Annotated in this window: 18 protein-coding genes and 1 pseudogene; 13 read left to right on the top strand and 6 right to left on the bottom strand. The window is 39.7% G+C overall.

The annotated features are described in order from the left end of the window. Nucleotides 1-266 precede the first annotated feature (266 nt). From MED121_RS09125 to MED121_RS09115, 3 genes are all read left to right on the top strand, one after another. The gene (locus MED121_RS09125; RefSeq protein WP_009833383.1) at nt 267-776 is read left to right on the top strand and encodes a GNAT family N-acetyltransferase; all 510 of its coding nucleotides are present in this window, start codon (nt 267-269) and stop codon (nt 774-776) included. Nucleotides 777-1,001: 225 nt separating this feature from the next. Further along, complete coding sequence (sulP, locus tag MED121_RS09120; protein WP_009833382.1) at nt 1,002-2,711, top strand: sulfate permease; 1,710 nt, start codon at nt 1,002-1,004, stop codon at nt 2,709-2,711. 326 nt (nt 2,712-3,037) lie between these two features. Then, complete coding sequence (locus MED121_RS09115; RefSeq protein WP_009833381.1) at nt 3,038-4,057, top strand: GGDEF domain-containing protein; 1,020 nt, start codon at nt 3,038-3,040, stop codon at nt 4,055-4,057. 82 nt (nt 4,058-4,139) lie between these two features. On the opposite strand, the gene MED121_RS09110 is transcribed toward MED121_RS09115, so the two are convergent. Beyond that, nucleotides 4,140-5,324, bottom strand: a complete 1,185-nt coding sequence (locus tag MED121_RS09110) for a VWA domain-containing protein (protein ID WP_009833380.1) — start codon at nt 5,322-5,324, stop codon at nt 4,140-4,142. A 27-nt stretch (nt 5,325-5,351) separates the two neighbouring features. After that, on the bottom strand, nt 5,352-6,191 hold the full coding sequence (locus tag MED121_RS09105) for a MoxR family ATPase (RefSeq protein ID WP_009833379.1): 840 nt from the start codon (nt 6,189-6,191) through the stop codon (nt 5,352-5,354). 780 nt (nt 6,192-6,971) lie between these two features. Here MED121_RS09105 and MED121_RS09100 point away from each other — a divergent pair. The 4 genes from MED121_RS09100 to rarD all read left to right on the top strand — a co-directional run bounded on the left by MED121_RS09100 (nt 6,972) and on the right by rarD (nt 12,406). Continuing rightward, entirely contained in the window at nt 6,972-8,555 is a 1,584-nt protein-coding gene (locus MED121_RS09100) for a BCCT family transporter (protein WP_009833378.1), read from the top strand. Nucleotides 8,556-8,665: 110 nt separating this feature from the next. Continuing rightward, a complete protein-coding gene (locus MED121_RS09095) occupies nt 8,666-10,537 on the top strand; it encodes a putative nucleotidyltransferase substrate binding domain-containing protein (protein ID WP_050764560.1) in 1,872 nt (623 codons plus the stop codon). Continuing rightward, the gene (locus MED121_RS09090) at nt 10,537-11,265 is read left to right on the top strand and encodes a 3'-5' exonuclease (RefSeq protein ID WP_009833376.1); all 729 of its coding nucleotides are present in this window, start codon (nt 10,537-10,539) and stop codon (nt 11,263-11,265) included. Before MED121_RS09095 ends, MED121_RS09090 begins: the two co-directional genes overlap by 1 nt. Nucleotides 11,266-11,509: 244 nt before the next feature. Further along, entirely contained in the window at nt 11,510-12,406 is an 897-nt protein-coding gene (gene rarD, locus MED121_RS09085; RefSeq protein WP_009833375.1) for an EamA family transporter RarD, read from the top strand. Between the two features lie 31 nt (nt 12,407-12,437). Here rarD and codB read toward each other — a convergent pair whose 3' ends face one another. Then, nucleotides 12,438-13,688, bottom strand: a complete 1,251-nt coding sequence (gene codB / locus MED121_RS09080) for a cytosine permease (RefSeq protein ID WP_116371600.1) — start codon at nt 13,686-13,688, stop codon at nt 12,438-12,440. Nucleotides 13,689-14,386: 698 nt separating this feature from the next. On the opposite strand from codB, the gene MED121_RS09075 reads away from it, so the two are divergent. The 5 genes and pseudogenes from MED121_RS09075 (at nt 14,387) to MED121_RS09055 (ending at nt 19,279) form a co-directional block, all read left to right on the top strand. Beyond that, nucleotides 14,387-14,932: a hypothetical protein gene (locus tag MED121_RS09075; protein ID WP_009833373.1), complete on the top strand. Its 546-nt coding sequence runs from the start codon at nt 14,387-14,389 to the stop codon at nt 14,930-14,932. A 171-nt stretch (nt 14,933-15,103) separates the two neighbouring features. Beyond that, a pseudogene (locus MED121_RS09070) lies at nt 15,104-16,099 on the top strand (transposase). Between the two features lie 487 nt (nt 16,100-16,586). After that, nucleotides 16,587-17,564 (top strand): transposase, encoded by a 978-nt coding sequence (locus MED121_RS09065; RefSeq protein ID WP_009833370.1) that lies wholly within the window; start codon nt 16,587-16,589, stop codon nt 17,562-17,564. A 390-nt stretch (nt 17,565-17,954) separates the two neighbouring features. Then, entirely contained in the window at nt 17,955-18,581 is a 627-nt protein-coding gene (locus MED121_RS09060; RefSeq protein WP_036179831.1) for a LysE family translocator, read from the top strand. An 8-nt stretch (nt 18,582-18,589) separates the two neighbouring features. Beyond that, nucleotides 18,590-19,279 carry an alpha/beta hydrolase gene (locus MED121_RS09055; RefSeq protein WP_009833368.1) on the top strand — a complete coding sequence of 230 codons (690 nt, stop codon included), beginning with the start codon at nt 18,590-18,592 and terminating at the stop codon, nt 19,277-19,279. 61 nt (nt 19,280-19,340) lie between these two features. Here the strand turns inward: MED121_RS09055 and MED121_RS09050 are convergent, their stop codons facing one another. Both MED121_RS09050 and MED121_RS09045 read right to left on the bottom strand, forming a co-directional pair. Next, nucleotides 19,341-20,594 (bottom strand): SGNH/GDSL hydrolase family protein, encoded by a 1,254-nt coding sequence (locus MED121_RS09050; protein WP_009833367.1) that lies wholly within the window; start codon nt 20,592-20,594, stop codon nt 19,341-19,343. Between the two features lie 332 nt (nt 20,595-20,926). Beyond that, nucleotides 20,927-21,451, bottom strand: coding sequence for a peroxiredoxin (locus MED121_RS09045; protein WP_036179827.1), 525 nt, complete (start codon nt 21,449-21,451; stop codon nt 20,927-20,929). A 190-nt stretch (nt 21,452-21,641) separates the two neighbouring features. Between MED121_RS09045 and MED121_RS09040 the strand changes: the two genes are divergently transcribed. Beyond that, the gene (locus tag MED121_RS09040; protein WP_036179825.1) at nt 21,642-22,118 is read left to right on the top strand and encodes a hotdog fold domain-containing protein; all 477 of its coding nucleotides are present in this window, start codon (nt 21,642-21,644) and stop codon (nt 22,116-22,118) included. Between the two features lie 62 nt (nt 22,119-22,180). Here the strand turns inward: MED121_RS09040 and MED121_RS09035 are convergent, their stop codons facing one another. Next, nucleotides 22,181-23,515 (bottom strand): aminotransferase class III-fold pyridoxal phosphate-dependent enzyme, encoded by a 1,335-nt coding sequence (locus tag MED121_RS09035; protein ID WP_009833364.1) that lies wholly within the window; start codon nt 23,513-23,515, stop codon nt 22,181-22,183. Nucleotides 23,516-23,587 lie beyond the last annotated feature (72 nt).

The raw sequence follows: 23,587 nt of genomic DNA, 5'->3' as shown, positions 1-23,587 counted from the left end.
TGTTTGCTAATATAAAGTGTAAATTAACATGAATTAACCTAATGGTATCAATGTATTACATTAGAATTATTGATCATAAAAACGCTTTATGAGATGGTTGAAAATTAGACAAAATCTTGTTTAATTTGACTAAGTAGAGCCTTGTACGTTTGATTATTTTCTAATTAGTTGCGAGGTGATTTACTCTGCATTTTTCAAGCGCAGGCATTCTTACCTTAGCGGCTATCAATGCCATGTTTGTTTCATTGGATATTGGAGTGTTTTAAATGGATTTTTCATTACAACAGTTGTCCCTCGTTGAACTTGCCACTTTATTTCCTCAAAGAGATGTGTCGCAAAGCCAGTACACCTTTGCTGAAGATGCTTTACCACCTAATCATGTCTTTTCAAGATCGGTTTCTTTAAGTGAACAGGGCAAGGCCTTATTTTGGTCTATGCCTTATTTAATGAAAGACGATACGGGTTGTGTTATCGGCGCCTGTGGTTTTAACTCAGAGCCGGAAGGCGGTGAAGTGGATATTAGTTGCCATGTTTCCCCTTCATATCAAAACCTTGGGGTAGCAGAGGAAGCCGTGAAACAACTTTTAGAGCGTGCCTTTTCCTATGCCGCACAAGCAGGAAATGAGCTTAATAAAATTCTTGCTCTTATCCCCTCTGATAATATTGCTTCTAAGAAAGTTGCTCAAAAAATTGGTTTTGTATTGGCTTATGATGAAGGCAAGCAAACAGAAAATGCGATGGCGGGTTTAGAAAAGTGGTGTTATTACCGACATTAATCGTTAGACACATTCATTAATATAAAAGGAGCCTGCAGATGCTGGCTCCTTTTTTTATGGAAATGAAACAGCTTATATTGGAAAATCATATAAGCTCAATTGGTAATATCAATATTCTTTTTTGGAATAAGTGTCGAGGTTTTGCTTTTATCTATGTTAGTTTAATTGCTTAAAGCAACTTCCAGAATGGAAGCTGGGATGAATTTAAACCGATAGAAGATTGCCATGTTATACCTAGATAAACTGCCTTTGGCCCACTGGCTAAAGTCATATCAAAAACAAGACTTTATCAGTGATTTTATTGCTGGCCTTATTGCAACTATCATTATGGTGCCACAAGGTATGGCTTATGCTTTGCTGGCAGGTGTTCCCGCTGAATATGGTTTGTATTGCGCTATTTTACCGTCTTTTTTCTATGCCATTTTAGGTAGCAGTCGCAGCTTATCTGTTGGCCCCGCAGCCCTTATTTCTATCATGATTGCCTCAAGTGTTGGAACATTAGCACCTGCTAATGACATGGAGTACTTAAAATATGCCGTTAATATTGCGTTTCTTGTCGGCGCATTTTTATTGCTAATGCGTTTGCTGCGTTTAGGGAGTATGACAAATTTTATTAGTTTACCTGTGATTAGTGGCTTTACTAGTGCGTCAGCCATCATCATTTTAACCAGTCAGTTAAAGCATATGTTGGGCATTTCAGTACCGGCTGGATTGAGCTTTGGCGAAACGTTGCTGGTTCTATTTGAACAAATTGATTTTATTAATTACACCACGTTAATGATCGGCTTAGGGGCTTGTATTGGACTTTGGTATTTTAAGAACTTTTTTCCACGTCATATAAAAATACTGTCGCTAAACCCTCTATTTGAGCAGGCCTTGGCTAAGGCTGGCCCAATGTTTATTGTTCTCATCTCAGCCTATATTGTTTTTATTGCGCAGCTTAATGATGTGAACCAAGTGAGTGTGGTTGGTGCTATCCCTGAGGGCTTTCCTACTCTTCAAGCTTGGCAATTAGACGTCAGCTTATGGCGAGAACTGGCCTTACAGTCACTTTTGATTGCTTTAATGTGTTTTGTCACCAGTATCAGTGTGGGTACTAAGCTTGCCAGTAAGCGAAAAGAGCGCATCAATGCCAATCAAGAGCTACTGGCGCTAGGTATGGCAAATTTAGTGGCGGCACTAAGTGGCACCTTTGCGCTTGCGGCCAGCATGAGTCGTTCGGCGGTTAATCATAGTGCAGGTGCAAAAACAACCCTTGCCAGTATCGTGTGTGCGCTAGGTGTATTAATTACCTTGTTATTTTTGACGCCTTTCTTTTACTTCTTACCCTTAGCTGTATTAGGCGCCATTGTCGTGATGTCAGTAGCCTCTATGATAGAAATTGAGCAAGTGAAACGTTGTTGGCGGATAAATCGAACCGATGCTTATAGCTTGATCGCGACCTTCTTTACCGTGTTGATTTTTGGGATAGAGGTTGGCATTAGTGTGGGTATTATTGGTTCCGTTATGTTAGTGGTTTACCGAGCAAGTCACCCTCATATTGCGGTGGTTGGACGTGTCGGTAACAGTGAGCATTTTAGAAACATTAAGCGTCACCAAGTTCAAACAGAGCAGGGTATTTTGGCAATAAGGGTGGATGAAAGCATTTACTTTTCTAATGTTCAATGTATCGAAGATTTCATTTTATCTAAAACAAAGGATGCTGCGATAAAGCATATTGTCCTTATTTTTAGTTCGGTAAGTTTTATTGATACGACGGCTTTAGATGCCTTTGAAGCAATGAAGGTAAAATTAGATGAATTGGGTATTAACTTGCACTTAGCAGAGGTAAAAGGGCCTGTTATGGATCAGCTAGAGCAAACAAGTTTTATTGAACAATTAAAGCCAGGAAAAATATTCTTTACAACGGATGATGCTTTTAAAGCACTTTCTTGAATATCACAGCTTGAATATCACAGCTTAAATATCACAACTTGAATATCACAACTTGAATATCACAGCTTAAATATCAGGCATTGAATTATCAGCCTAACATCTTATAAAAATAGGTTTGCTTAGGTTCCCTAGGTGACAAACTAGATTTCATTCCGGCGATAAGGAAAAGGCATCAGTTAGGGCTATACTAGTAAGGAGTGACCTAAATATAGGTTCCAAGCTAGAGGCTTCAGAGTAGGTAGAAGAAGCCGAAATGTTTTGCGCATGAGATTGGATGAATCGTTAGCATTGCGAAACGTCATTGTAAACCAAAAAGGTGTCAATGGATGCCCAGCCCTCAAGTAAATTTATATTTAGAACAGCTAAATCGATTACTTAATTTTCAAGGCATTAGCTGGTGGTTAATCGATGTTCAAAATGAGCCTGATTATTTCTATTGTAATCAAACAATGACCCAGGCATTTTCATTAGATGCTAGCTTGGAGAAGCACTCGGTGAGTCATACCTGCCCGATTGCCGGTGACTTTCTAAAAAATGTTGAATTAAAATCTGACAAACAAGCAAAATTAATTTGTACTGAATATAGAAAGTTACTGAGTCAAGACATTGACGAATATAACAATCAATTTCCCTATTACAATCAAGAGCATAAAAAGAATTATCATTATAAAAGTCGAGCCCGTGTGTTGGCTTGTGACTATGATGGGTGCGTGTCTCTTATTTTTGGTGTGATTGAAGATATTAGTGAATGGGAAGCTCAGCGTTTAAAGATTGAGCAGCAAAAACGTAAGTTTAAAAAATTAAGTGAAAAAGACCCTGTCACCAATTTATATAACCGTCGTTATTTTATGACGGTTTTTAAACAAGGCTTTTATCAAGCACAGAGAGACCAAAAATCGATTGCTATTTTGATGCTAGATACAGATAACTTTAAGCGTTTTAACGATTATTATGGCCACCTTAAGGGGAATGATTGCCTTAAATTGATTGCAAAATCGATTGCCTCTGTTTTTAACCGAAAAACCGACATTGTTGCTCGCTTTGGTGGCGATGAATTTATTATTTGTGTCACAGGTGTGAAGGCTGACATGCTTGAAAAAATGGCATTTAAGCTTAGGGAAAAAATATTTAGCGAGAAAGCACTGCAACCGGATGAGCCTAGTTTACCTAGAATAAGCCTGAGTATTGGCGCTTACATTGGTGTTCCCCAAGCTTGTGAGACACAAGCTGAAGCTTATATTAAGTATGCTGATGATAATTTATATAAGGCAAAGCATCAGGGGAAAAATCGGATTGAAATTAGCCAAGGTAAAATTTTAAGTTTATTTGATAAAATGACTAAATAGAGTGGCCTTAATGATGGTTAGATTGGGTCGCTATTGATCATTAAAAGCAGAGATAAATTTGCTTTATCCCTGCCTTTAATTGTTAAAGCTCTTTAATGGCTCTGCCAATGCCATCTAAGGTTAGAGGAAACATTTTATCTTTCATTAACTCTTTCATCATGCCAATAGAATAATGATAGGGCCAATGCTCTTCAAGCTGAGGATTGAGCCAAACAACCTTGTCAAAATGATTGGTTATTTTATTGATCCAGCTTGAACCCGCTTCTGCATTCCAATGCTCAACACTGCCCCCAGGCGCTGCGATTTCGTATGGTCCCATGGTGGCATCACCAACAAAGATAACCTTGTAATCACGACCAAAGCGATTAATTAGTCCCATGGTATCGATTGATTCACTGCGTCGTCTAATGTTGTTTTCCCATACTTGTTCATATAAACAGTTATGAAAATAAAAAAACGAAAGGTGTTTAAACTCACTATGTGCCGCACTAAAAAGCTCTTCACAGGTTTGAATGTGGTCGTCCATGGAGCCGCCGATATCAAAAAACATCAATACTTTTACCGCATTGTGCCTTTCTGGCTCCATGTGCACATCTAGCATACCGCCTTGCTTTGCTGTTGCACTTATCGTGTTATTTAAATCTAACTTTTCGCTTGCGCCTGTTCTTGCGAAACGACGCAGTTTTTTCAACGCTAGCTTCATGGTTCGGCTAGTGATTTCAACATTTACATCAAGATTACGGTATTGCCTTTGTTGCCAAACCTTGACGGCTTTTCTTTGCCTAGGTTGGTCTTCTCCAATACGCACCCCTTCAGGGTTATAACCACCAGAACCAAAGGGAGAAGTGCCTCCTGTTCCTATCCATTTACTGCCACCGGCATGACGTTTCTTTTGTTCTTCAAAACGCTTTTTTAAGGTTTCCATCAACTTATCTAAGCCGCCCATGGCTTCAATCTGGGCTTTTTCCTCTGCGCTTAGGCTTTTTTCAAAGTCTTTTCTTAGCCAATCTTCAGGAATTTGGTAAGCCTCTTTTAATGCTGATAGTAAATCTAGATCTTGAATACCACTAAAGTAATCAGCGAAGGCCTTATCAAATTTATCGTATTGGGTTTCATCCTTTACTAAAGTTGTTCTTGCTAAGAAGTAAAAGTCATCTAGATCAGCAAAAATAACCTGTTTTTTTAGCGCGTTTATCAGGTCTAATAATTCACGAATACTGGTTTTTAGCTTGTATTTTCGCAGCGTCATAAAGAATTCAATTAGCATAGTACTGCTCCTTTCATTCTGTCATGATTAACGTCGTTTACTCATAAAAGCCAGTTTCTGTAACAGGCTGACATCTTGCTCATTTTTAAGTAATGCACCAAAGAGAGGAACAAGCCCACCTTTGTTAGATTTGTCTCTTAATATGTCAGGGTCTATATCTTCAACAATAAGGAGCTTTAACCAGTCAAGCAGTTCGCTAGTAGACGGTTTTTTCTTTAATCCTGGTTGCTCTCTTAATTGAAAAAATACTTCTAATGCTGTGGTTAATAAATCTTGTTTAATATGGGGGTGATGCACTTCGATAATTTGCTGCATCTCATCTTGATTTGGAAAGTCGATATAATGAAAGAAACAGCGTCTTAAAAAGGCGTCTGGCAACTCTTTTTCATTATTAGAAGTAATGATGACAATAGGTCTTTGTTTTGCTACCACTCTTTCTTGGGTTTCATAGACATGAAATTCCATTTTATCGAGCTCAAGGAGTAGGTCATTTGGAAACTCGATATCTGCTTTGTCGATTTCATCAATCAAAAGGACAGGCCTCACATCAGCATCAAATGACTGCCACATCTTACCTTTGACAATATAGTTGGCGATATCATGCACTTTCTCATCACCTAATTGGCTATCCCTAAGGCGTGAAACCGCATCATATTCATACAAGCCTTGTTGTGCTTTGGTTGTGGACTTTATGTGCCATTGAATGAGCTCTGTTCCAAGGGAATCTGCCAGCTCCTGGGCTAGCATGGTTTTACCTGTTCCTGGTTCACCTTTAATTAGCAGTGGTTTTTCTAATAGCATGGCCGCATGGACTGCAAGTTTTAACGAATCACTGGCGACGTAATTTTCAGTTCCTTCAAATTTCACACTTTGCCCCTAAATGATAATGAAAGCGATGTTTGTGGGTGGCAAAAAGCCTTTTTCAAATCATCCCATAAAACTTAAGAAATACCAATTGTGTGAGTTTAATGTTCACTATTATTTGTTTTAGTTATTTGAAGGTGAGGTATTGGGCTTTGTTAAGCTAAAATGTGTAAGAATTGAGATTAGAAATTGGAACGACTGGTCAAGTTATGTATTTGTTACTGTTTCTTTTTTATAATAGCTGGATATTAAGTGATGTAAGACTTACTTGATTTCTCTTAGTTTTAAATTACCTTTCGCTTATATTTCAAGCAAACCCAGACATTTTGTTCTGGGTTTTTTTATGCCTAAAATTTGCGCAATCATGACGCCTTTTTATTTTTAATATTCGCTTTTTCTAATTTAATTGCCAATGACTGAGTTTGTGGATTTTATGATAGATATTTAAGGGGGATATCCTATTAAAGGTTTATAAATGATAAACTTAAGGTGAGTTGTTCAAGTAATTTTCACTAAACTAGCTTGATTTGATTACTTTTTTTCCATTGGCTTAACATCTGCTTCAAGTAAATGATAAGTGGATTGGCCCAAATTCAGAGAATAAGTTTTAAAAAGTTAATAGGTATTAAATTGCATATTCGTTGGAATTGAAATGGACATCTTGTTTAGCACTTTTAGGTTATCAAGGAACATTCGGTGACGCTAAAAGAACAATTGCACTGGGGTAATTTTATAATACTTTCAAGTGCAACATATAATTATAATTAATAGGAAGCCAACAAAATGAAGCTGAAAGAAACCAGCAATGGTAGAGCAGAATATAGTACGGCGTATAAAGTAGGTCAGGATAATGTGCAAGTGATGGGGTTGGACTTTCTTAACCCTGTATTCATGAGCAGTGCGTTTATTATTTTTGCATTTATTTTAGGTACCATTTTATTTCCCGCTGATGCGAAGGAAATATTAGTCGGTGCAAGAGGGTGGTCGATCAATAATTTTGATTGGCTGTTTATGATAAGTGGTAATATTTTTGTATTATTTTGCTTAGCCTTAATTGTTTTGCCTGTGAGCAAAATCCGTCTAGGTGGAACTGAGGCTAAACCTGAGCATTCCACTCTCACTTGGTTCTCTATGCTGTTTGCAGCAGGTATGGGTATCGGTTTGATGTTTTGGAGTGTGGCTGAGCCAGTCGCTTATTATACTGGCTGGTACGGTACTCCTTTAAATGTGGAAGCTAGAACCCCTGGTGGTGAGCAACTTGCTATGGGGGCAACCATGTTCCACTGGGGTTTACACCCGTGGGCAATCTATGGTGTTGTTGCCTTGTCGTTAGCATTCTTTGCTTACAATAAGGGGTTACCCTTAACCATACGTTCTGCTTTTTATCCGCTTTTAGGCGAGAAAGTGTGGGGTGTTATTGGTCATTTCATCGATGTGTTGGCCGTTATTGCAACCATTTTTGGTTTGGCAACCTCTTTGGGCTTAGGTGCTCAGCAAGCAACCAGTGGTCTTAACTTCTTATTTGATATTCCCAATACGTTAACGACGCAAATTATTGTTATTTTAGTGGTAACTGCAGTGGCTATTATCTCTGTAGCGCGAGGCCTAGAAGGCGGTGTGAAACTACTGAGTAACATTAATATCATGATTGCGGCTGCGTTAGCTTTGTTTGTCTTAGTCGTGGCAAACACGGGGGCAATTTTTGGCTCTATGGGGACTATCTTCCTAGGCTATGTTGAAAACATCATCCCACTGAGTAACTGGATGGGTCGTGAAGATAGCACCTTCTTCCATGGTTGGACTGTGTTCTATTGGGCTTGGTGGGTATCTTGGGCACCATTTGTCGGTATGTTTATCGCGCGAGTTTCTCGCGGTCGTACTGTGCGTGAGTTCTTGGTTGCTGTATTACTCGTACCTACCTTTGTTTCCTTAATTTGGATGGCAATCTTTGGTGGTTCAGCGATCGATCAAGTTAATAATGGTGTGGGTGAGCTGGCTAATGGTATTTCAGATGCTTCTTTAGCTATGTTCCAAATGTTTGATCACCTTCCGCTTACTGGTTTGATCTCATTTGTTGGTATCGTATTAGTACTTGTTTTCTTCGTGACATCATCTGACTCTGGTTCTCTGGTTATCGATGGTATTACGGCAGGGGGCAAAACAGATGCACCTATGATCCAACGCGTATTTTGGGCTGTGTTAGAAGGTATTATTGCCATTGCACTATTGATTGGTGGGGGTTCAGAAGCGCTTTCTGCTATTCAAGCCGCTGCTATCACCATAGGCCTACCTTTCTCTGTCTTGATGTTGATTATGTGTGTGAGCTTATACAAAGGGCTACAAAGCGATTTACATCTGGTTAAGTAATAGGTTTTAAATAAATGTTGCTCTAATAAAGCGATGTATGGTGACATACATCGCTTTATTTTTTGAACACAACTATTTTTAATGCTGGAAATGGATAGGTGGTAAATCCTATGATGGAAGTTGAATTGACAGAAATGTTGGATGCTTTGACCCAGTATCTCCCATTTAGTGAAATGCAAGAACCTAAGCTGATTGAGCAAATGGTGCATGAAATTGAGATTCAATATGTGCGCAACGGCGAGTCCATTATTGTGCCCAATACCATTAATGAATATTTATACTTTATTCGAAGTGGTGCCGTAGAGGTATTATCCACTAAGGATCAGCTATTAAGGCGAATGGAAGAGGGTGAGCTGTTCGGTTATTTATCCCTATTACGTGATGGTAAGGTCACCCAAGAAATAAAAGCCATTGAAGATTGTCTTTTGTATTTAATTCCCGCTTCTTGGTTTAAGAAATTTTATGTTGAGAATGATGTCTTCTCTGATTTTTTTGAGCTGATCCGAGAGAATCGTTTGCGCAGCGCCCTTGATGCACAGACTCAAAACTCAAGCCAAGATGTTTCTCTCATGACCTGTCCGGTGAAAAGCTTGTTAAGGCGTCCACCTATTAGTATTGAAGAGGATGTCAGTATTCAGCAAGCTGCCCAGCGCATGGCGGATAAACGTGTTTCAAGCTTACTTATTACCCATGAAGATGAGCTGGTAGGGATAGTAACCGATAGGGATTTGAGAACACGGGTGATTGCTAAAGGCCTTAGCTATGATGAGCCCGTTAATGTCATTATGACAAAAGATCCGATTACGATAGACAGTGGTGACTTTGCCTCTGAAGCCGTGATGAAGATGATGGCGCAAAATGTCCACCACTTACCCATTACTAAAAATGGTAAGGCTATCGGGGTGATAAGCTCGGGGGATATCGTCCAAAAAGAAAGTCACGGTAGTATGTATTTGATCAGTGATATCTATAAGCAACAGGATGTCAAAGCGCTGCAAGCCATTAGTCGAAAAATGACCCATACCTTTACCCAATTGGTTCATGCGGATGCAAATAGCGTCATGATAGGCAATGCCTTATCTCGAATAGGCACCACCTTTATAGAGCGTTTATTGCAACTGGCTGAGAAGAAATTTGGCCCAGCACCTATTCCATTTTGTTTTATTGCTCTAGGTTCTCAAGCTAGAGAAGAGCAAACGATCAGTACCGATCAGGATAATGCCTTCATCTTGTCTGATAATTATGATGAAGCTGTGCATGGGGAGTATTTTAAAACCCTTGCTGATTGGCTATGTCAGAGTTTAGATCAGTGTGGTTACCCACTTTGTACCGGCGATATTATGGCGAGCAATACCTTGTGGCGACAGCCCTTATCCCAATGGAAAAGCTATTTTAGCGATTGGATTCAGCACCCTAAGCCAGAAGCCTTGCTTAGAAGTTCTATCTTCTTTGATCTTAGGTGCGTTTATGGTGAGCAATCTTTAGCTCGTCAGCTCACAGATCATATTCACTTAGAAACACAACAACATAGACGCTTTTTATCCCATATGGCCCGTAATGCCAATCAAAGAAAGCCGCCTTTAGGCTTTTTTAGGCAGTTTGTATTGGATGGTAGCGGTAAGCAGTCTAAGACTTTTAACTTAAAGGAAAGGGGCATAGCGCCCATTATTGATATTGTCCGGGTGCATGCGCTGGCCTGTGGTAGCCGTAAACTTAATACCATGGAACGCCTACAAGATATTGAAGCGGCAGGCATTTTACAAGAAGGTCGAGCCCGTGACTTAGCCATGGCGTTGGAATTAATTAGCATGGTTCGCATTCGACACCAAACTGACCAGATAGATCAAGGTTTAGAGCCCAATAATCATGTGAATCCAGAGCATTTATCCAGTTTGGAGAGGCGTAATTTAAGGGATGCTTTTCATGTGGTTTCTCGCCAACAAGAATATATCAAGTTTCGTTATGCAGGTGAGCGTTCCTAATGATCACTAACTTGTATCAGGGCTTTAAACAGGACAAAAAACCAGCATTTGATTGGCATGACTATTATAAAAAGCAAGCAGAATCACTACCTCAAGGCCCTTTAAAACGCTTTTATCAAGCGGGTATCCCTGACATTGATTGTGCCCTGGGTAACACGCAAATGATTGCTTTAGATCTAGAAACGACAGGACTTAAAAGCCAAAAAGATACCATAGTTAGTGTCGGGTCTGTGGCGATGAATGCTAAGCGAATTCGCTGTGCTAGCTCAAATTATTGGGTCGTAAACCCTGGCGCGCCTTTATCCGCTCAATCCATTACTATTCATGAATTGACCCACTCGGACGTTGAGCAAGCGCCTCCTTTAAGCCGCTATTTTGAGGCTATTTTGGACGCATTGGCAGGGAAGGTCGTCGTGGTTCATTGTGCGGCAATTGAAAGGCAGTTTTTGTATCAAGCGGCAAAAAAGCTGTATGGGCAAGATTTATTTTTCCCCGTGTTGGACACCCTGGCATTAGAGCAAAAAATTCTCAAACAAAGACCTTTAATGGCGCGTATGTTTAGAGGGAATACTTCGGTACGTTTAGATGCCTGTCGACAAAGGTATGGACTACCTAGATATAAAGCGCATCATGCTTTAACCGATGCTTATGCGTCGGCAGAATTGTTGCAAGCGCAAATTGCACATCATCTTGATGCAGACATTGGCATTGGAGAGTATTGGAGTTAGAGGATATTGAACTTAAAGGATATTGGACTTGGGTCATGCAGTCATAATGGGTTTAAGTTTCATCCAATGCTTGTTTCTTAAGTGAAATAATCGAGTAGTGCATTCAATTTTAACGCTAAATTGTAAATACACTTGGCTCAATCTGAACCTTGTTTTACAATCCATTTTTCCCTGACTTATTTCTTAAGTTAGGAAATAACTGCTTACTAGAATTTTTCTATTCGTTTCAAATCATAGGGACATCATGAATACGTCGGTGAATAAAGGCATAGTGCCTGCTCTGTCTGCCTATATTTTATGGGGGATAACGCCTATTTACTTCAAGTGGATGGCAGATGAAAATCCACTGGATATTGTGGCGAATAGGGTTATTTGGTCTGTTGCTCTGTTAGCAATAGTGATTACATTTATGGGTAAGTGGGGCAATGTAAAAAGCGCACTTGCTTCAAGTAAAACTGTTAAAACCTTATTAGCGACCACCTTTTTAATCGGGGTGAATTGGTCTGTTTTTATCTATGCTATCGCAACAGATAGGATGATAGATGCAAGCTTAGGTTATTATATTAATCCGCTTATTAGTGTCATATTGGCTTATTTCTTTTTGAGTGAGCGGCTAAATAGAGTTCAACTTATCGCTTTAGGGTTAGCTGTTATAGGGGTAGGTATACAGGTTGTCGCTTTAGGTTATTTACCTTGGATTTCTATCCTCTTAGCCTTGTCGTTTGGTTTTTATGGTCTTTGCCATAAGAAAACACCGACAGACAGTTTCACCTCTTTATTTGTTGAAACCAGTCTACTTATGCCAATTGCCTTTATCATTATGGGCTACTTGTATAATGCTGGTGGTAATATTGCAGAACGTGAGTTAACGACTTGGATGCTATTTATGCTTGCTGGCCCTGTGACAACACTGCCTTTATTGCTATTTTCGCTTGCCTCTAAAACAGTCAAGCTCTCGACCTTAGGTTTTATGCAATACATTGGACCAACCATGATTCTAGGGTTGGCTATCTTTGTTTATGGTGAAGAATTAGAGCCAGCTAAGGCGCTGACTTTTACCTTTATTTGGGTGGGCTTACTGCTTTATGGTTTTGATTCAGTAAGACGAGATTCAAAGCGCCATAAACCCGCTAATCATTAACTTAGGTCTTATTAACTTAGGCCTTATTAGCTTAGGCCTCTATCTGGACCTGCTTTTTTAATAGCAGGTCCAATAAACCATAGCTGATAGCAGCGACGAGAATACCAATAATAGGTGCAACCCATTCGCTTAAGTAAGCGGCACCAGACCCCATCGAATAAGCAATAAGCCCTGCATAATTAATTTTTGAGAAGGTGACATCTTCAAAACTAAGCGTATCGTGACGTCGCTTAAGCCAGAAGTCGGTGATAATAATAGCGCCAATAGGTGGAATGAAGGTGCCTAATAGAATCAAAAAGGGAATGAGGAATTCATACATACCAAATACAGCGAGTAGTGTGCCTATGCTTGCTCCGGCTAGAATGACTCGGCTTCTTTGCTTAGTTCGCAATAAGTGGCAACCAGCAGCGGCAAAGTTATAAATAGTATTATCTTGGGTTGTCCAAATATTGCTAAATAACATCAAGACTGCAATTAGCATAAAACCTTGGCTAACAAGCACATCGACCATATCTGCTTCTTGATAGACAAGCACCCCAAAGGCCCCAACAAAGATCATCAAACCATTGCCTATAAAAAATGCCAATAGAGTACTTGTAATCGCAATTTTCCCAGACTTTGAGAAGCGACTCCAATTGGTGGCTTGAGTTGCACCACTGACAAAGGTACCGAAAACCAAAGTAATGGCGGCTGAATAGCTTAAGCTCTGTTCGGGCGTTTGACTGATTAGCGCCTCTATTCCACCTATATCAATTGCCCCTTGAAAGAGGCTTAAACCAATGAAAAAGAGCATGGCAGGGACAGATATCTTAGATAAAAATTCTAAGCCTCGATAACCAATGAGAGCAGTGAGACAAAAGGCGAATCCAAACAAGAGCATTAATGGCAGAGTAAGGCTTTGAGGTAAATTGAGTAATTCAACAAGCACAATGGCTATGGTGGCCGTGCCCCAGGCGTACCAACCTATTTGAGTAAAACCAAGTATGAGGTCGACAAGCTTACTGCCTTGGTTACCAAAGCAATAACGACTCAGAAGAACGGTATTAAGACCAGTACGGTAGGCGATATAACCTAGGCTTGCGGCATAGCCACCCAGTAATAAATTACCAATAAAAATAAGGCCAATAAGCTCATAAAAACTAAAGGATGAGCCTAATTTCCCCCCAGCCCACATGGTTGCAGTAAAAAAGGTGAAACCTAACAATACGCTTGTCATTGAGACAAAGCCCTTGCGTTGATCTAAAGGCACCGGGCTTAAGGGGAAGTCATTATTTGAGAACATGTCACTATCCATATTGTGTTTAAACTAGATTCGTACAAAGCGAAAAGGGTTGCAAGCAATATGCAGAAATCCCCTTTTTAGGTTAAGGCGTTAGCGGGCTTTTAAACTAGGTTCTTTTAAAATAGCAGTCTTGTTTAAAACTATTCCTCATCAATTTTTACATCCATTCTTAAGTACCAAATAAGCTCGCAAGCAGATAGAAGAGTAGTGGTGAAATGTTCTGTAATACTTATGGTTTTTGAATAGGTTTATAAAGATGGGTTTTCCATAAAAATGAGTTAGATTTTAATTGGGTTTTTCTAATATAAGTTGTTGTTATAGTTAGAGTATTTTCTTTATTGATAAGGTTAAAATTGATTGAAATGTGGAGAAAACTGAGTAAGATAATTTTCCATTGTGTACGTAGAGGGTGGTTTTTGTTCTGGATCACGGGTTGTAGAAGTGATGTAGAGAGTCCGCTCGTAAGTGTTTATTAGTACAACTGAATAATAAATTCACGGTTTATTAATGAGTAAATAAGATACTCAGTTTTGCATAGTAAAAAATTGATGACAAAACAGCTTGTACTAATTTATCTGGGATAAAGGTTTAAGTCCTCGATTAAAGTAAGAATAGATGGCTGCAGAGCCTTATTTGTCAGAAGATATTTTTGCTTGCAAAAGCGGGTTGTCAATAGATGTTAGCTTACTAAGGAAAATATGGAACATTTCGTTGAACTAGTTAAAGCATTAGCATGGCCTGTTGCTGTTATTTGGATTGCATATATCTTTCGTGCTGAAGTACGCCAATTATTAGGCCGCGTATCATCTTTTAAGTACAAAGATGTTGAAGCAAGCTTCGAAAAGAGTCTAAGTAAAGCTGAAAAAAGTGCTGAAAATATTGCAAAACCAGAAATAAACGAATCAGAAACAGATTTAAGCCAAAAAGAACAATTACTTCGTATTGCTGATGTTTCTCCAAGAGCAGCTGTTGTTGAAGCGTGGACATTAATTGAAACCGCAGCAATGAAAAATGGGCTTTCAAGTGGTTCTGCAATTAAGCGAACTAACCCTAAAATGATTTTGGATCATCTTGCTTCATCAGGTAAGTTTTCACCAGACAGTTTAGAGTTAATCAATCAATTGCGACAAATCAGAAACAAAGCAAGTCACTTGCCTGATTTTGCCGTAACGCAATCGGAAGCTGAGCGTTATTTAGATTTGGCAGTAAAAAGTGCTGCTGTGATTGGTGTAACCGTAAGCTAACAAGGTTTTAAAGTCGGACTCGTAACCGCTTGCTCTGTTCCACTTCGTTTCATATTTTGAGGCACTAATAGGACGAGGCAGTAAAACATTAATAGGACAGTCTCTCCAATTTGACCTTCTTCTAATCACAATCTAGCTGTATTAGATTCACTCAAGGATGAGGAATCTAAAATGTGCTTTCTTTTAGTGAAGCGAAAGTCCCTAATTAGCCTACAAGATACGCCTTACTACCATTGTGTTTCACGCTGTGTCAGACGTACTTTTCTGTGCGGAGTAGATGAATCTACTGGGAAAAGTTATGAGCATCGACGAGGTTGGATCGAAGATAAAATGCTAGCCTTAGCCAAGGTTTTTGCTATCGATATATGCGCCTACGCCGTCATGAGCAATCATACTCATTTGGTACTTCACATTGATGCTGATCAAGCGAGAAGTTGGTCAATTAGAGAAGTGCTTGAACGCTGGCATCGTCTTCATAAAGGTACTCAGTTCACAGAAAAGTATTTAGAAAACAAAAGATTAGAAGAGTTTTAGCTAGCTTCTGTATATGAAACTTGTGAGAAGTACCGTAACGGTTAATGCTCACTAAAGAAAAGTAGCTGGTTCATGAAAGAGCTAAATGAGCCAATCGCACGTATGGCGAATAACGAGGATAAGTGTACCGGCCATTTCTGGGAGGGTCGCTTTAAATCCCAAGCCTTGCTAGACGAAGCTGCACTGGTTTCTTGTATGGCGTATGTCGACCTAAACCCGGTTAGAGCGAAAATGGAAAAGACACCAGAAACCTCAAAGCATACAAGTATTAAAAAGCGAATCGAAGTGGCTAAAGCACATCAAACCCAACTTAAAACATTATTTCCTTTCATCGGCCATGTAAGTGAAGATCAACCAGAGGGGCTGCCTTTTAAACTTGAGGATTATCTTGAATTGATTGATCTAACTGGCAGGGTGATCAGGGAAGACAAACGAGGTTCATTGGATATTTCGCTAGCACCAATCTTACAGCGAATAAACATAACGTCTGAGCAATGGTTGGAGGTAAGTACAGGCTTTGAAAAGCATTTTAAATCTGCTGTTGGTTCAGAACTACTTCTTGCAGAGTATTGTGAGCATACTGAATTACAGCGACGATCAGGTTTAGCCGCCTGTAGGCGCTTGCTCACTTAAGTATTAGTCTAAAGATAAACTATCAGTACTTTAAAATCTTCTATATCGCTAACGCGAGAGATGCTATTGCCTTCAATTTTAACATCTGCAATTAATGCCCTGAAATTAGCCGTCAATTTAAGGGAGTCTCTTTCTTCTTTCTCTTCATTCTAAGAAGTAAAGCACCAAAAATACCAAATGAATGTGATTAAAGGGAGGGGCTATACTTCATCTCTTTTTAAAATGCCTGTCTCGTTTAAAAGGGCAGGAGAGATAGAGAGTTCTGTCATTGCCATAGTGGCTTTTGTTTTGAGAAGAATTGAAAAGTAATGAGCAATTGGCAAATGCCAACACTAATAGGACAGGCACTCCAATTTGACCTTCTTCTAATCACAATCTAGCTTTATTAGATTCACTCAAAAGTTTTATCGGGACAGACACTCCAATTTAACCTTCTTCTAATCACAATCTAGCTTTATTAAATTCACTCAAGGATGAGGAATCTAAAATGCCTAAACCACGAAAGTCCCTAATTAGCCTACAAGATACGCCTTACTACCATTGTGTTTCACGCTGTGTCAGACGTACTTTTCTGTGTGGAGTAGATGAATCTACTGGGAAAAGCTATGAGCATCGACGAGGCTGGATCGAAGATAAAATGCTAGCCTTAGCCAAGGTTTTTGCTATCGATATATGCGCCTACGCCGTCATGAGCAATCATACTCATTTGGTACTTCACATTGATGCTGATCAAGCGAGAAATTGGTCAATCAGAGAAGTGCTTGAACGCTGGCATCGTCTTCATAAAGGTACTCAGTTCACAGAAAAGTATCTAGAAAACAAAAGATTAGAAGAGTTTGAGCTAGCTTTAGTATATGAGAGGTGTGAGAAGTACCGTAAAAGGTTAATGAGCATAAGTTGGTTCATGAAAGAGCTAAACGAGCCAATCGCACGTATGGCGAATAACGAGGATAAGTGTACCGGCCATTTCTGGGAGGGCCGCTTTAAATCCCAAGCCTTGCTAGACGAAGCTGCATTGGTTTCCTGTATGGCGTATGTCGACCTAAATCCCGTTAGAGCGAAAATGGAAAAGACACCAGAAACCTCGAAGCATACAAGTATTAAAACGCGAATCGAAGTGGCTAAAGCACATCAAACCCAACCTAAAACATTATTTCCTTTCATCGGCCATGTAAGTGAAGATCAACCAGAGGGTCTGCCTTTTAAACTTGAAGATTATCTTGAATTGATTGATCTAACAGGCAGGGTGATCAGGGAAGGCAAACGAGGTTCATTGGATATTTCGCTAGCACCAATCTTACAGCGAATAAATATAACGTCTGAGCAATGGCTGGAGGTAAGCACAGGCTTTGAAAAGCATTTTAAATCTGCGGTTGGTTCAGAGCTACTTCTTGCTGAGTATTGTGAGCATACTGAATTACAGCGACGATCAGGTTTAGCCGCCTGTAGGCGCTTGCTCACTTAAGTTTTAGTCTAAAGATAAACTATCAGTACTTTAAAATTTTCTATATCGCTAACGCGAGAGATACTGGAGCCTTCAATTTTAAAACCTTCAATTAATGTCCTGAAATTAGCCGCCAATTTAGGGGAGTCTCTTTCTTCTTTCTCTTCATTCTAAGAAGTAAAGCACCAAAAAAACCAAATGAATGTGATTAAAGGGAGGGGCTGTGTTTCATCTCTTTTAAAATGCCTGTCTCGTTTAAAGAAGAGGAGAGATAGTATTGTCATTGCCATAGTGGTTTTGTTTTGAGAAGAATCGAAAAGTAATGAGCAATTGGCAAATGCGGCCCTAAATAACTTGGCGAATGTGACTTGGGTGGGATAGAGTCTTTTTATTAACTAAAAGGAGTTTATTATGTTCCCATTGACTGTCTGGATGAGTTTTACGTTAGCCTGTTTATTGTTGGTCATTACCCCAGGACCAGATAATTTATTAGCTATTGGACGTGGTTTAAGCCAAGGCAAAGTGGCCGCGGCTTTATCTGGATTTTCCTCCGGAACAGGCATTCTGTTTCACGTTTTAGCGGCCACCTTTGGTTTAACCCTATTGATACAAACCTCTGAGGTGGCTTTTTATGCCGTTAAAATAATGGGTGCGGCTTATTTAATATTCTTAGGCATTAAGGTGCTGAGATCTCGAAATCTCTTTAGCTTAGAGCCGGTTAAAAAGCAGTCATTAACCAATATCTTTTCGACAGGTTTTTTGTCCGCTGCCCTTAACCCAAAACCGGGTATGTTTGTCCTCGCCTTTATTCCTCAATTTGTGGATCCTAAGCTTGGCTCAGTGAGCCAACAAATGCTGGTATATGGTGTTTGGTTTGCTTTGTTAACTGCCGTTGGTTTTGCTCTGATGGGGATTTTTGCCTCTAAACTTTCTAGCTTTTTAGAATCAAGACCAAGACTGGTTTCTGGTATGAATATCAGTGCAGGGTTGACCTTTATTAGCTCAGGTTTAGCTATAGCATTTATGAAACAAAAATAGTGAGAGAGATGAAAACCAAGCTATATCTTATTCCAGGTACCATGTGTACGCAGCAGTTATGGCAATTTTTATTGCCTTTATTATCTGATGAGTTTGAACTTTGTTATCTGACAATACCCAACAAGATGAGCTTAGATGACATTTCAGATCATCTTGTTGCTCAATTTAAAGAGGATAGGGTTAACCTTTTAGGCTTTTCCTTAGGTGGATATATTGCCAGTTTAGTAGCGAGTCGCTTTCCCGAAAGGTTAGATAAACTCATGGTGCTCGCTAACAGCCCTTGTGCTCTCAATGCCGATGAACTTAGCTTGCGTAAACAAACCGTCTCTATACTCAAACGCTTTGGCTATAAAGGTATGCCAAGAGTGAAAGCAGAAGCCTTATTGGCAGAGAAGTCTGCTTTGCATATCGATCTTATCTTGGAGATGGATAAAGCGCTGGGTGCAGATACCCTGCTGAGTCAGCTTGAAAATACTTCTTTACGTGATGACCTTATGCAGCCTTTATTGGCATTAGATTGTGATGTTCGTTTTATTTATAGTCAAAAAGATAGCTTAATCAATCTTGCTTGGATGCAGGAGTTTAACGGCTTAGCGGGTCACAAGATGTCACAAAAAATGGTGGCAGGTAGTAGCCATATGTTGCCTCTTGAAGAGCCGAGCATGATAAGTCGTGAGATAAATACATTCTTTAAATAAAAAGCAGGCCTTATATAGAAGGCCTGCTTATCTCTAATTTTAATGACTCATGTTTACAGCATTAGAAATTAAAGTTTGGTAGTGCATTTTCAACCACTGCATCAGAAATGATTTTGTGTGTTTGTGTTGATGGATGGGTTACTCCCCAAAATAGGTAAGTATCAGAACCATAGGTTGCACAATCAGAGCGAAGGTTATGAGATTTTAAATAATCTGACGATGCACTTCGGTTGATATCTAGGCAAGAGTCACTGGTGTTACGAAGACCATAATTGCTTGGGTTTGCTACAATATCTTCAAATAAGCTGAAAGTATCATAAAGTACAAAGTTAAGTCCTTGCGCTTGATACTCAGCTACTTTGCCTTCTACAAAGGCGTTGTATTCTACGATTTTTGCTTTTACTTCATCGGCTTTACTTGGATCAGCGTATTTAAACTGAGGCGCAATTGAGGCATCTACTAGAGCCAAAATAAGCATGTTTTCAATGCCATTATCAATAAGGTTGTCTACTGCTTCAGTAAAGTCTGCGCTAACTTCAGCGACACTTCTGTCATAGTTAACAAAGTCATTGAGGCCAATTTCTAGGGTAACCAAGGTATCTTTTGTATCGTAGTTTTTTGCCAGTTGCATGTATTCAACATAGGACTCTACTTGACTGGTTAAACCTGTCAGCACCACATATTGATCTGATCCCGCTGCGCCGCCAACAGCCCAATTATAATTTGGTAAGCCTTTCTCTAATGCGAGATATTCGTTCCAAACTAGGCCATTGGAAAAGTGACCCAAGAACCAGGTTTTGTCATTGGGGAAGATCCACTGGGAAGCATTATAGATATTGCCTGTATCTGAAATACTGTCGCCAAAGGTAACCACTTTATTAATCTTACTTGTATTGTCGTTATTACTGGCGTCATCATTGGTCCAAATCGTATGGTTGTATGACAAACGAGTATCGGCTGCAAAGAAAGTAATATCTGCCGCATCATAATTTGCATTCAAGGTTGCTTCACAGCGTTCTCTAATCGTATCTTGGCTTACATCCGTATAGAACATATTCTTCCAAGCGGTTTTAGAATACCAATAACCATTGATTGAATAATAACTGCCATTATCTTTTAGCGCCCACTCCCAACTTGTACTGGCATCATCATGACTACCAGAAGGTCGGTACCAACATCTTACATAGGTCTTAGTCTCATCTTGCTGAAGGTTTGCAATCTTATTGGCAGAGAGATCCTCAGCCTGAGCGCTTGCTCCGTAAAAAGGTAAAACTAGAAAAGGTAACAAACCGATTGTTCTTATTGTTTGATTCATCGTTAACTCCAAGTAAAAGTAATAATCCTCTATGACTGAAGATAATTGACATCTTTTGGTCAAAAAATAGTCAGAAATATTAAAAAAATTTATATCAGTGTTTTGTATAAATGACCTAAAGGAATATCTCTAGTCTCATAAATGTTTTATTAAAGGCTCATTTAATAAAACTGTTTGGCGTTAACATGGTTAAGAAATTTTGTAATATGAAAAATTATGGGAGGGAAAAATGGTGTGGAGATAAATTCCCTCAAGCAATAGAGGGCTAAAAGAGTCACAAAGAGGAGCACCATAGCTTAAGCATAACTTGCTTAAGCTATGGCCTGATTAACTTATCTTTGTTTTAGATAGTTAAGCATGGTATCAGCATCAGAGACTTCAAATGGGTCAGCAGGCGCATCATCTTGAAAGCCAGCTTCAGAGAACATTTTAGTAATCTCACCATTTTCAACATACATGGCATAACGCCAGCTACGCATTCCAAAGCCCAAATTATCTTTTTTCACTAACATGCCCATTTGGCGAGTGAAATCACCATTGCCGTCTGGTAACAGAAAAACATTTTGTGCGTTCTGGCTCTTGCCCCATTGGAACATCACAAAGGCATCATTGACTGAAATACAGACAACAGCATCCACGCCTTGCGCTTTAAATTCATCATAGAGTTCTTCAAAACGTGGAAGATGGGAGGTTGAGCAAGTGGGTGTGAAAGCGCCAGGAAGAGAGAACACAACGACATTCTTGCCTTTAAAGACATCATCACTGGTTAAATCTTTCCATTCAAAAGGGTTGGGTCCGCCTAATGCGTCATTTCTTACGCGAGTTTTGAAGGTAACCTCAGGTACAGTGTTTCTCATTAGATAATCCTTGATTAAGATGATGGTATTAGAAACTTCAGTCTCTAATGTATTACCCATAGGTGCAAGTTAATTACTGTGAAAGAGGTGGGTCTGAAGCTAAATGTTAGTGATTACGGGCTTTTTTTGCCTATTGTATGACAAATGGATTGGTTATCTTAATTCTTCTATTAAAAGGAGAGTGAGAGCCATGACTTATCAAGCATCAAACAGTATGGCGTTAGGGTTATGGAAAAAGTTAGGTAAGCGTCATCTTGGACGGGTTTTATTTTCTAAAGCAGTGTGCTTTAAAGCACCTTATTTTGGATCGATAAAGCCATATTTTCATGCTTTAGCCCCTGGTAAGGTTGAAGTACATGTTAAAAAACGCCGAGCAGTAACGAATCATATTAACAGTGTTCATGCGATCGCTATGTGCAATGCTGCTGAACTGGCGGCAGGCACCTGCTTAGATGTTTCACTAGATGCTAGATATCGCTGGATACCAGTCGGCATGGAAGTGAAATATCAGAAAATCGCGAAAAGTCATTTAAAAGCTGTGTGTCAGATCGAAGATTATCAGACATTAACCGAGGGTGATCATGTCTTACCTGTGAGTGTGGAAGATACTCAGGGTGTTGAAGTGTTTTCAGCTCAAATAAAAATGCGTGTCAGTGCTAGAAAATAGCATAAGGTAAGCTCACATAATGATATAAACAGCAGGCAAGTTGCCTGCTGTTTAAAACTAAATTACTTGGCTTTATGTGTGTCGATCGCTTCTTGCATAGCAGACATGGCGGTTGCTTCTAACCAATCAAGATCAATGGTTTGGTGAGCTTCACAAATAAACCAAGGTTCACGAGAATCAGGTTCTAGCATGATGCCTTTATTAATCAGGTTAAATGCAAATTTGGTATAAAGCTCTGAGTCAGTTTGTTTCCAGTCACGGTAGTTTTGCGGTACAAACTTACCAAAGTGAATGCCAAACATGGCATCGGGTCCCGCAAATTTATGCTCAATACCAAAGTGACTAAATACTTTGCCAAGACGTGCTTGAATTGCACGGCCAGTTTTGTCGACTGTGGCAAGTGCATCTGTTTCTTTAAGTACTGTTAGGGTCGCTTTCGCTGCGCTTAAGGCTATCATGTTGGCGGTATAAGTGCCCCCGTGGGTGACACCATTTTTGCCAAAGTTAATTTTATCCATGATGTCTTTTTTGCCACCAAATGCCGCGACTGGGTAACCATTACCCATGGCTTTAGCATAAGTGGTGAGGTCGGCATAGATTCCATATAGCTCTTGAACGCCGCCTTTAGCAACGCGAAATCCTGTCTTAACTTCATCCATGATAAGCAATGATTCATTCTTGTCAGAAATATCACGCAAAGCCTGAATATAATCTTGAGTGGCTGCAATGCTGCCACAGTTACCCATAATAGGTTCAATGACAATCGCGGCTATATCATCCCCAACACGATCAAATACAGCGTTCAAAGCGTCTAAATCATTTAAAGGAACGGTTTCAAGATGTTCTTTGCTGCTTTCTGGAATACCAATACCGAAGGCTGCAATTTCGGGTGCTGCTTCAGAGTTTGCATCCCAGTTATCCACATCGGATTTCCACATCATCTCGTCATAAAGGCCATGAAAACCACCTTCCACCACAACAATTTTATTACGACCAGTAAAGCCTCTTGCTGTTCTTACTGCACCTAAAACGGCTTCAGTCCCTGAGTTAGCAAAGCGTACTTTTTCAATTTGAGGGCAAAGGTCTTTAATTAGGGCTACAACCTCAGAGTCTAATTGTGTTGAGAAGCCAGAAATTGTACCAACTTGGGTGATGGCATGAATGACCTCTTGGTCAATGCGAGAGTCGCGATAGCCTAAAATAATAGGGCCGTAAGCAAGACGAAAATCAACAAATGTTTGATCATCACAGTCGGTGATAGTGGCACCTTGTGTGCTTTTGATGAAAACAGTGTTTTTTTCACCCCAATAGCGGTAGCTATCAGCAACGCCCATAGGCATGTGAGTGTGGGCAGTTTCTAACAGTTTGGCAGATTGAGGTTTTGCTTGATCAGTCATGAGAATCTTGTATTTAAAAAGAGAGTATTGGGAGGCTGCAGGGCAGCAGATTTTGGCTGCGAATCATACCCG

Source organism: Marinomonas sp. MED121 (assembly GCF_000153025.1).
Lineage (GTDB): Bacteria > Pseudomonadota > Gammaproteobacteria > Pseudomonadales > Marinomonadaceae > Marinomonas.
Note: the sequence above shows the minus strand (reverse complement) of the source record. Positions and strands in the feature narration are given on the sequence as shown.

Excerpts from the sequence above, each read along its gene's own strand:
- MED121_RS09060 (WP_036179831.1), top strand. The coding sequence starts at position 17,955 with ATGTTCCCATTGACTGTCTGGATGAGTTTTACGTTAGCCTGTTTATTG.
- MED121_RS09055 (WP_009833368.1), top strand. The coding sequence starts at position 18,590 with ATGAAAACCAAGCTATATCTTATTCCAGGTACCATGTGTACGCAGCAG.
- MED121_RS09035 (WP_009833364.1), bottom strand. The coding sequence starts at position 23,515 with ATGACTGATCAAGCAAAACCTCAATCTGCCAAACTGTTAGAAACTGCC.
- MED121_RS09125 (WP_009833383.1), top strand. The coding sequence starts at position 267 with ATGGATTTTTCATTACAACAGTTGTCCCTCGTTGAACTTGCCACTTTA.
- MED121_RS09045 (WP_036179827.1), bottom strand. The coding sequence starts at position 21,451 with ATGAGAAACACTGTACCTGAGGTTACCTTCAAAACTCGCGTAAGAAAT.
- rarD (WP_009833375.1), top strand. The coding sequence starts at position 11,510 with ATGAATACGTCGGTGAATAAAGGCATAGTGCCTGCTCTGTCTGCCTAT.
- MED121_RS09075 (WP_009833373.1), top strand. The coding sequence starts at position 14,387 with ATGGAACATTTCGTTGAACTAGTTAAAGCATTAGCATGGCCTGTTGCT.
- codB (WP_116371600.1), bottom strand. The coding sequence starts at position 13,688 with ATGTTCTCAAATAATGACTTCCCCTTAAGCCCGGTGCCTTTAGATCAA.
- MED121_RS09090 (WP_009833376.1), top strand. The coding sequence starts at position 10,537 with ATGATCACTAACTTGTATCAGGGCTTTAAACAGGACAAAAAACCAGCA.
- MED121_RS09100 (WP_009833378.1), top strand. The coding sequence starts at position 6,972 with ATGAAGCTGAAAGAAACCAGCAATGGTAGAGCAGAATATAGTACGGCG.
- MED121_RS09095 (WP_050764560.1), top strand. The coding sequence starts at position 8,666 with ATGATGGAAGTTGAATTGACAGAAATGTTGGATGCTTTGACCCAGTAT.
- MED121_RS09040 (WP_036179825.1), top strand. The coding sequence starts at position 21,642 with ATGACTTATCAAGCATCAAACAGTATGGCGTTAGGGTTATGGAAAAAG.
- MED121_RS09110 (WP_009833380.1), bottom strand. The coding sequence starts at position 5,324 with ATGCTAATTGAATTCTTTATGACGCTGCGAAAATACAAGCTAAAAACC.
- MED121_RS09050 (WP_009833367.1), bottom strand. The coding sequence starts at position 20,594 with ATGAATCAAACAATAAGAACAATCGGTTTGTTACCTTTTCTAGTTTTA.
- MED121_RS09065 (WP_009833370.1), top strand. The coding sequence starts at position 16,587 with ATGCCTAAACCACGAAAGTCCCTAATTAGCCTACAAGATACGCCTTAC.
- MED121_RS09115 (WP_009833381.1), top strand. The coding sequence starts at position 3,038 with ATGCCCAGCCCTCAAGTAAATTTATATTTAGAACAGCTAAATCGATTA.
- sulP (WP_009833382.1), top strand. The coding sequence starts at position 1,002 with ATGTTATACCTAGATAAACTGCCTTTGGCCCACTGGCTAAAGTCATAT.